General features: G+C 63.6%; 7 protein-coding genes. 4 read left to right on the top strand and 3 right to left on the bottom strand.

Features of this window, described 5'->3' with window-relative positions; genetic code table 11:
• The first annotated feature begins 99 nt into the window (after positions 1–99).
• The 3 genes from CP49_RS12815 to CP49_RS12805 all read left to right on the top strand — a co-directional run bounded on the left by CP49_RS12815 (position 100) and on the right by CP49_RS12805 (position 4045).
• Entirely contained in the window at positions 100–1497 is a 1398-nt protein-coding gene (locus tag CP49_RS12815) for a CoA transferase (RefSeq protein WP_057850616.1), read from the top strand.
• A gap of 253 nt (positions 1498–1750) precedes the next feature.
• A complete protein-coding gene (locus CP49_RS12810) occupies positions 1751–3118 on the top strand; it encodes a hypothetical protein (protein ID WP_057850617.1) in 1368 nt (455 codons plus the stop codon).
• A gap of 15 nt (positions 3119–3133) precedes the next feature.
• On the top strand, positions 3134–4045 hold the full coding sequence (locus CP49_RS12805) for a methylenetetrahydrofolate reductase (RefSeq protein WP_156438351.1): 912 nt from the start codon (positions 3134–3136) through the stop codon (positions 4043–4045).
• Here the strand turns inward: CP49_RS12805 and CP49_RS12800 are convergent.
• Both CP49_RS12800 and CP49_RS12795 read right to left on the bottom strand, forming a co-directional pair.
• The gene (locus tag CP49_RS12800) at positions 4033–4998 is read right to left on the bottom strand and encodes an amidohydrolase family protein (protein ID WP_057850614.1); all 966 of its coding nucleotides are present in this window, start codon (positions 4996–4998) and stop codon (positions 4033–4035) included. The genes CP49_RS12805 and CP49_RS12800 overlap by 13 nt on opposite strands.
• A 152-nt stretch (positions 4999–5150) precedes the next feature.
• Complete coding sequence (locus CP49_RS12795; protein ID WP_057850613.1) at positions 5151–5702, bottom strand: P-loop NTPase family protein; 552 nt, start codon at positions 5700–5702, stop codon at positions 5151–5153.
• Positions 5703–5821: 119 nt separating this feature from the next.
• Between CP49_RS12795 and CP49_RS12790 the strand changes: the two genes are divergently transcribed.
• A complete protein-coding gene (locus CP49_RS12790; protein ID WP_057850612.1) occupies positions 5822–7420 on the top strand; it encodes an FAD-binding oxidoreductase in 1599 nt (532 codons plus the stop codon).
• A gap of 328 nt (positions 7421–7748) precedes the next feature.
• Here CP49_RS12790 and CP49_RS12780 read toward each other — a convergent pair.
• On the bottom strand, positions 7749–8756 hold a 1008-nt coding region (locus CP49_RS12780; protein ID WP_057850611.1), incomplete at its 5' end, for a LysM peptidoglycan-binding domain-containing protein.

Genomic DNA, 8756 nt, shown 5'->3' with positions numbered 1-8756 from the left:
GGGTGCTCGCAAACTCAGCTTACCCCTGACCACCTGCCACCCCATAGGATCTACGATTCCGCGGGATGTTGGACAGGACGTTAGGAAAGTGACACGCCGATGCAAAGCCCCCGCGAAATTCTTTCCGATATCTGGACCTCTACCGGGGGCGAGGCTTCCGCGCTCGACGCGGTCACGCTGACCGGCGACGAGCCGCAACTACCGTCCTCGTTTCGCGTCGCGGCCGCGGCGCAGGTCAGCGTCGCCGCGACCGGGCTCGCGGCGGCCGAAATCTGGAAAATGCGCAGCGGACAGGCGCAGCAGATCGCGGTCGATATGCGCCATGCCGTGGTCGAATGCCGGAGCGAGCGTTATCTGCGCGTCGACGGCAGGCCGCCGCCGCCGGCCTGGGACGCGATCGCCGGCATCTACAAAACCCGCGATAGCAGGTTCGTGCGCCTCCACACCAACTTCCCGCATCACCGCGACGCGGTCTGCAAGGTGCTGAACTGCAAGCCCGAGCGCGACGAGGTGCAGGCCGCGCTGATGCAATGGGACGGCGAGGCGTTCGAGACCGCAGCCTATGCCGGCGGCTGTGTCGTCGCGTTGATGCGCTCGCATGACGAATGGTCGGCGCTGCCGCATGCCAGGGCGCTTGCCGGATTGCCGCTGATCTCGATCACGAAGATCGGCGAAGCGCCGCCAAAGCCGTGGCCTGAGGGCGACCGGCCGCTCGCCGGGATTCGCGTGCTCGATCTGTCGCGCGTCATCGCTGGCCCGGTCGCTGGGCGTACGCTCGCCGCGCACGGCGCCGACGTGCTGCTGATTTCCGGTCCCGATCTGCCGGCGATCCCATGGCTCACCATCGACACCGGGCGCGGCAAGCTGACTACCTTCGTCGAACTCAAGACTGAGCAGGGCCGGGCGGTGTTGCGGGAGCTGCTGGCGCAGGCGGATATTTTCTCGCAAGGCTATCGGCCGCGCGCCATCGCCAGTCTCGGCTTCTCGCCCGAGGAAGCCGCGCGCATCAATCCCGGAATCATCTACGTCACGTTGTCGGCCTATGGTGCCGCAGGTCCCTGGGCCGAGCGGCGCGGCTTTGACTCGCTGGTGCAGACCGCGACCGGATTCAACCATGCCGAGGGGCAGGCCGCCGGCGTCGACGGACCGAAGGAATTGCCCGCGCAGATGCTCGACCACGCCACCGGCTACTTCATGGCGTTCGGCGCCATGATGGCCAAGGCACGGCAGGTGCGTGAAGGCGGAAGCTGGCACGTTCAGGTGTCGCTGGCGCAGACCGGACGCTGGCTGTGGAATCTCGGCCGGATCGCCGATGGACTGAACACCCTTGATCTTACCGGGGAGGCGGTGATGCCCTTTATCGATGAGATTCCGTCAGGCTTTGGTGCGCTGCGCTCGGTCACGCATTCGGCGATCTTGTCGGAAACCCCAGCATTTTGGGCCCGTCCGGCCATGCCGCTCGGCAGTCACCCGTCGCAATGGCCGCGGCCGGCGTAGATCTTTGCCGGGCATCCCTGTGACGCTCCCCAGTGCTGATCTCGGCGTTCTCGCCGCGCGCGGTGAGGCGTATGGGCATATGCCCATGTTTCCTGCCCACTCGGTTTGTGGTTGACGCGATCCGGCGGCCGTCCCTTGATGTCGGCAGGGACAACCGCAGGAGCAAGCCGTGCGGATCGAGGAAAACCAAGGATCTACGGGCCAATCGAACGGCCACGCGCAGCCGGCGAAGTCGGCGCCCACGGCTGAGCAGATACTCGGGGAGATCCGCGAATTCTGCCGTCAGACGCAAACCGCTGAATCGACCTTTGGACGGTTGGTGGTCAACGACGGCAAGCTGGTATCGCGCTTGCGTGACGGCGCCAGGATCACGACGGGCACGCTCGACAAGGTGCGCGCCTATCTCGCCGAGCATCAGCCCGCTTCGACCGCCGCATCGTCCGGTTCGCCAGCGGTCAAACCGCAAAATGGCGCGGTTGCGGCGCCAGCGGTCGCGCCGCCGGGCTTCCGATTCTTCGACAACCGGCAAAAGTACCTGCTGTTCGTCTCGACCTGCAGCGAGAAGTCCGAGGTCGGCAACCGCATTTCGCTTGAGCTCGGCAATCTGCAGCCGGCGCCGCCGGCGCTTCGCATCTTCGACGCCGGCGTCGGCGACGGCACCGTGCTGTCACGCGTGATGCGGGCGGTGCACGCGCGATTTCCCACCATGCCGCTCTATGTGGTGGCGAAAGAGATCAGTTACGAAGACGTCCGCCTGATGCTGGAGAAGATGGCGGACCGCCTGTTCGAGCATCCCGCCACCGTGCTGGTCGTGACCAACCTCTATTACGCCGAGGCGCCGTGGCTGACGCCGCGCTCGGTGACGTCGGCGCAAGGCCTGATCTGGAAAGATGTCACGCTGACCGGCAACACCGCGCACGGCTTTGCCGAGCAGATCGGCGAGCTCGAAGGATTCCTGGCCGAGAACTGGCGCGCAGGCATCAGCCCGACCACGGGTAATCCAGTCTACCAGCGCCCGGTCATCCTGACGCTGCGCCGCGAGGATCATTCGTTCCTGCTCGATCCGATCATGCCGCGGCCCGGCCGGGTGATGGCCGACTATGATCTCGTGATCGCTTCGCAGCCTTACCGGGCGCGGGCGAGTGTCGAGTTCAAGGCTTCGAAAGTGGTGACGCCGCTGGTCAAGTCGCTGCGGCCTGGCGGCCGGCTGATCGGTATCCATTCGCACGGCAAGGATCCCGGCATTGAGATCATCGACCAGGTCTGGCCGGGCGATGATCCCTTCAAGACCGACCGCTACGCGATCCTGCGCCAGGTCAAGCACGAGCTTGGCGCGGCGGCCCGGCACTACAATTTCAATGCGTCCTCCGACGCGCGCTCGATCTTCCGCTACCACATGCATACGCTGCCGGACGAGGTCAGCGGACCGATCGGGACCTCGACGCTGTTTGCGGCCTGGAACGCCGCGATCTACGTCGCGCAGATCGAGGATAACAGGTTGTCGGAAGTGGTTCGTGACGGCCGTTACCTCGAAGCCACCGACCGCGTGCTGAAGAAGCATGGCGGCCTCTGGTTCAACGACGAAACCTACGTGATCTCGCGCCGCCGCGCGCCGGCTTGACCTTGGGAGGCGCCAGTGACCGTCTCCGATCAGTCATCCCACAGACTAGCAGCGCTGCTGTCGTCGGTATCAGTCGAGATCTCCTCGCGCGGGCATGAGATCGTGGAACTACGCGACCATTTCGCTGCCGGCACTGATGTCACCATCACGTTCCTGCCCGGCGACAATTATCGCCACAACGTCGAAACGGCTGCCGCGCTCCGCCGGGCCGGCTACAATCCGGTGCCGCACATCGCGGCGCGTGAAATGGCCTCACGGGAGGCGCTCGGCGATTTCCTGGCGCGTGCGCGGGGCGAGGCCGACGTATCGCGGATCCTCCTGATCGCGGGCGATGTCGCGGCGGCGAAGGGGCCGTTCAAATCGACGCGCGACGTCTGCAGCAGCGGATTGATCGAGGCGCATGGGATTGCATCCGTCAGCGTGGCCGGCCATCCAGAGGGCCATCCCTATCTCGAACTGCCGGATGCGCTGCAGGGGCTCACAGCGTGGCGCGACTGGGGACAACGGACCGGAACGCGGGTCGATGTCGTCACGCAATTCTGCTTCGAGAGCGCGCCGATACTGCAATGGATCGGCGCGCTCGATCGCGCCGGCATCGATCTTCCTGTTATCATCGGCCTGGCCGGACCGGCGACGCCGGCGACATTGACCAAATTCGCGCTCCGCTGCGGCATCGGCAATTCCATGCGGGCGCTGCGGGCCCAGATCGGCCGGTTCGGCCGGTTGTTGACGGATACTGGGCCGGACGATGTCGTCAGGGGCTTGCGTTGCGCCCCTGCGGCCGCGACCGCGCCGATCGCGGGATTTCACCTGTTCCCGTTCGGCGGCCTGCGCAAGGCCAGCAACTGGCTGCGCGATTACGACCGCAACCTACTCCGGCCTGCAGAGCGCGTCGCGACCTCGCGCGCCGGGTTTCAGAACCCGTAAAGCTGCGCCGGATTGTCGACCAGTATCTTCTTGCGGATCGCCGCGTCCGGCGCCCATACCGGAAGCTGGTTCAAGAGCCGTCCGTCGTCGATCTGGAACAGCGGCGTGACGTCGGTGATCTTCTTGTCCGGCGGCGTGACCGAATTCGGGTGCGGCCAGTCAGTGCCCCAGACGATGCGGTCGGGATTGGCTCCGATCAACGCCTTGGCGAGCGGGATGCAATCGGTGTAGTCGGGCGCCAGCTTCGAGGCGCGGTAGGCGCCCGAAATCTTCACATAGGCCTTGCCCGATTTGACGAGATCCACGAGGTCGGTAAAGCCGGGCTGCTCGACGCCGAGGGCCGCCTGTGCGCCGCCGAAATGATCGAACACGACCGGCACCGGCGAGGTCATGACCAGATCCTTGATCGCTGATATCATCGCCAGATTGGTATAGAGCTGCGCGTGCCAGCCGCGCGCTTTCATGCGTTCGACGGCTGCCGTGAAGCGCGGGCGGCCAACGTTCGGGTCGTTGACGCCGCCGGTTGCGAGGTTGAGGCGGATGCCGCGAATGCCGGCTTTGCCCAAGAGGTCGAGATCGCTCTCCGACGTCTTGTCGTCGATCACGGCGACCCCGCGCGCGGTCGTGCCTCGCGCTGCCATGCCGAACAGTGTGGCCGAGTTGTCGGTGCCGTAGATCGAGGGCGTCACGATTACCACGCGCTCCATGTGCAGCGCCTTGTGCAGGGCTGTCATTTCCTCGGGCGAGGCCAGTTCGGGCGTATAGACGCGGCCGGAGAAGAACGGGAATTTCTCGGGGTCCGGATGGATATGGGTGTGACAGTCGCAGGCGCCCGCGGGCACGTCGAAGTTCACCGGCGTCGCGGGCTGCGCCGCTTTGGCAGAGGCTGTTCTGTTGTTCATGATCACTCCGGCGGCGACTGAGGCGAGCATCATACTGCGTCGCGTCAGCATTGGTGTTCTCCCTGCGATTCTATTATTGATTGGTGTCTCGACAGGGCGTGGTCGCCCGTCAACTCCAGCGTTCTTCCGCCACGCGCCGGGCGTTGCCTTGCCGCGGTCTTGCGGAGAGATTATCGGGAGAAGTGGGCTGCGAGAAGGCGCCGTCATGCGAGGCCGCCGATCACCGCGCGACCTTCCGCGACCAGTTCGGGCAATGGCCGCGATCCGTCCATCCGCAGCACGGGGCAGGGCAGTTGGGCAAGCCAGGCCTGATGCTTCGCCTGACTGCGGCTCACGTTGCCGTCTTCATAGCCCGATGCCCATTCGATGAATTCCTCGGTCTCTGCACGCCGCCAGCCGCCGGGCGTCACCGCATCGGCGCCGAAGCGGGTGGCCTCGCGGGCTCGCAGCCGCTGCAACCGTATCTCGCGAGGCGTTGTGAGGAAGACCACCGCGTCGAAACTTGGAATCAACACATCGCCCCAACCGTTAAGCGATCCGCTCAATATCCAGGCCGCGCGTGGCAGGAAGACATCCTGCATCAGCTTCAGGCGCTCGGCGACGTCGCGCTTGTCCCGGTAGGGCGGCTCCGTCGGCAGCCAGAAGTAATCGTCGGTGTCGTGATGCGGGATAGCCAGCGCACTAGCGAGAGCGCGGCCGAGGCTGGTGACACCCGCGCCCGATGCGCCCATCACATGTATGCGGCAGCTCTTCATTTGTTCGCTCCGGCTTATCGCTTCGGTAACGCAACCGGTCTATCGAACCAGAAGCCGCCAAAATTTGACTAATGATCCGCCCACCCGGAATATCTCGCAATCCCCTCTGGAATCAGTTCATGCAAAAATTTTCCCAAAAGTTCAAAACCGGCGTGTCGGTCGCTGCCGTGGTGGTCGTGCTGCTCGGTGTCTACAGCTATCGCAAGCTTCAGGCGCTGGCTGCCGATCCCACAGGCGAAAAAGATTGCGGCCCGGCGGTCGGCGGCGGTGAGCAGGCGAAGATTGATCTGGAGCGGATCAAGGCGATTGCGCCACTCAAGGACGTAAAGTGGTCGCAGCTTGGCGGCAGCATCAATGACGCGAGCTGTCTCAGCAAGACAGAAATCTATGGCGTGGTCGCGGTACGCAGCGTCGAGGATGTCGCGAAGACGCTGGCCTTTGCGCGCGACAACAAGCTCTCGGTCACGACCGCCGGCGTGCGCCACAGCATGGGCGGGCACGCCTTCCGCAAGGGCGGCATCGTGCTGGACATGCGCGGCTTCAACAAGATCGTGCTCAATGAGAGTTCGCGATCGGTCACGGTCCAGCCGGGCGCGACCTGGCACGACATCCAGAACGTGCTGCACCCGCGCTTTGCGGTTCGTGCCATGCAATCGACCGATATTTTTACTGTCGGCGGCTCGATCTCGGTCAATGCCCATGGCATGGACCATCAGGCCGGCGCGCTCGCCAGATCGATCAAATCGATGAAGGTGATGCTCGCTGACGGTTCGCAGCGAACGGTGTCGGCGACCGAGAACCCGGATCTGTTCAATCTTGTGGTCGGCGGCTACGGCCTCTTCGGTGTGATCGTCGAGGCCGAACTCGATATCGCCGACAATCTGGTCTATCAGACCGGGCGTCGGATGATGGACTACAAGGAATTTCCGGCGCTGTTCGCTGGCGAGATCGAGAAGGACGCCAATATCGGGCTGATGTATGGCCACCTCTCGACCGCGCCGAGCTCGTTCCTGAAGGAATTGCTGCTCTATACCTACACCAAGGTGGACGGCACCGATTTCAAACGCGAACCGCTCGGCGAGGTCAGCGGCACCAAATTGCGCCGGCTCACCATTAACCTGTCCAAGCAGGGCCCGCTGTTTCAGGAAATGAAATGGCTGTCGGAGAAACACATCGAGCATCGCATGGAAAACTGCACGGTGACGCGCGCGCAGGCGATCGGATCGGCGGAGGCCTGCCTCGTCAACCGCAACGACCCGATGCACGATTCCGTGCCTTACTTGCGCAACTCGTTGCCTGACGATACCGACATCCTGCACGAATATTTCATTCCGCGAAGCCAGTTCGTCTCGTTCGTCGATGGCATGCGCAAGGTGTTGACCGACAACAAGACCAATCTCTTGAATGCGTCGGTGCGGGTCGTGCATCAGGAGAACAATTTCCTGACTTATTCGCCGGAGCCGGCGTTCTCGCTGGTGCTCTACATCAACCAGACCACCGATGAGGAGGGCAACCGGCGAATGAAGAAGGCGACGGAAGAACTGATCGACCTTACGATTGCGCACAAAGGCCGGTTTTTCCTGCCCTACCAGCTCTATTATTCGCGCGACCAGTTGCAGCGCTCATACCCAGAGATCAACGCTTTCTTCGCAGCGAAACGGAAGTATGATCCGGGCGAGTTGTTCACCAATACGTTTTACCAGAAATACGCGTCGTAGTGCCTGTCTGCCATCCCGAGCATCGTGCACCGCTCAGCAAAGCGAGATGGTAATCATGGACATCACAAGAAATCGCGCAGCCTCGCAAGTTCAACGACGAGTTCGGCGGAGATTATTTTGGGGATCAAGTCGCCCTGTGGGGCGGTATGAATCTCGTAGAGATGACGTTGGCTGAGCGGTTGCTCCAGAAACTTGGTGATGCATTCGTCCAAGGTGCCATCAAGGACCGAGTACGGGATCGACCAGACAGCGCCTTTGACGCGTTCGTTGTTCTTCGAAGGCCATTTTTTTAGAGCGGCAGGAGCATTAAAGTCCGTTTGAGCACTCCTTAAGGATTGGCTTCCCGGTTGGGAATGACAAAGGTTTGGCCGGGATAGATAAGGTTGGGATTGCGAATTTGCTCCCGGTTGGCCTTGTAAATCGTGGCGTAGCGCGTGCCCGCGCCGTAGGTGGCCTGACTGATGCGCCACAGGCTGTCGCCGCGCGATACCGTGGTGGTCGTGATCTTTGGCACCACGACCGTGGAGGAGTTCGTAACGTCCGGCAGGGTGGCAGCCGTGGCGTCCGCCACCTTAGACTGCAGTAGGGCGACGGAGTCTGGCTGCCTGGACGGTGAGGTCCGCGCGGGCACCGACGCGGTGACCACGGGGTCGGGAGCGTTGAACGGTACCTCGGCGCGGCCGCGGACCGCGCCGGACTTCGAATCCACCTCGTCCAGCCTTACGCGATAGTTCCCGGGCCCGATTCCTTCGTTGATCGTGACGGCAAAACGTCCATCCGTCGCCGCCGTTACCGACGCAATAAAGCTGTCGTTGAGATAGAGCCTCACCGGGGCGCCGGCGCGCGCGCGGCCGCTCACATGGAATTTGCCGCCGGCCTCGATCTCGACCGCCTCCACAACTACTGCGGCGGTTTCCGGCTTCGCCTGAGCCGGCTGTGACATCACGACGGTAGGCTTGTTTGGCGTCATCAGGGCCACGACCGGCCGTTCCTTCAGATTCGGCTCAAGCGCCACCGTTACGCTCTGTTTGGACATGGTCTGCGTGCCGTCGGGCTGCCTGGCGCGCAACGTCAGATCATAAGTGCCTGGCGGAAGCGGGGGCGGGATCATCGCGAATTGTCCGGATGGATCCGCGACGACGCGATCATGCAGTTCGCCATTGCGCAGCAGTTCCACGGTCACGCCCGGCGCCGCGCGTCCCGCGATCACCGCTTCGCCGTTCGGCTCGATGCGGGCGACGTCGAACGCCGGCTCGCCGTCGCCGCTCTCGGTCGTGGCGGTCGATCCGGCCAGCGCGGCCGCCACCGCGTTTGCCTCCGCCTGCACGCTTGCGAG

The organism is Bradyrhizobium valentinum, from assembly GCF_001440405.1.
Lineage (GTDB): Bacteria > Pseudomonadota > Alphaproteobacteria > Rhizobiales > Xanthobacteraceae > Bradyrhizobium > Bradyrhizobium valentinum.
Note: the sequence above shows the minus strand (reverse complement) of the source record. Positions and strands in the feature narration are given on the sequence as shown.

Bases quoted from the DNA above. Each gene is read 5' to 3' on its own strand.
- CP49_RS12815 (WP_057850616.1), top strand. From the start codon at position 100: ATGCAAAGCCCCCGCGAAATTCTTTCCGATATCTGGACCTCTACCGGG.
- CP49_RS12800 (WP_057850614.1), bottom strand. From the start codon at position 4,998: ATGCTGACGCGACGCAGTATGATGCTCGCCTCAGTCGCCGCCGGAGTG.
- CP49_RS12795 (WP_057850613.1), bottom strand. From the start codon at position 5,702: ATGAAGAGCTGCCGCATACATGTGATGGGCGCATCGGGCGCGGGTGTC.
- CP49_RS12790 (WP_057850612.1), top strand. From the start codon at position 5,822: ATGCAAAAATTTTCCCAAAAGTTCAAAACCGGCGTGTCGGTCGCTGCC.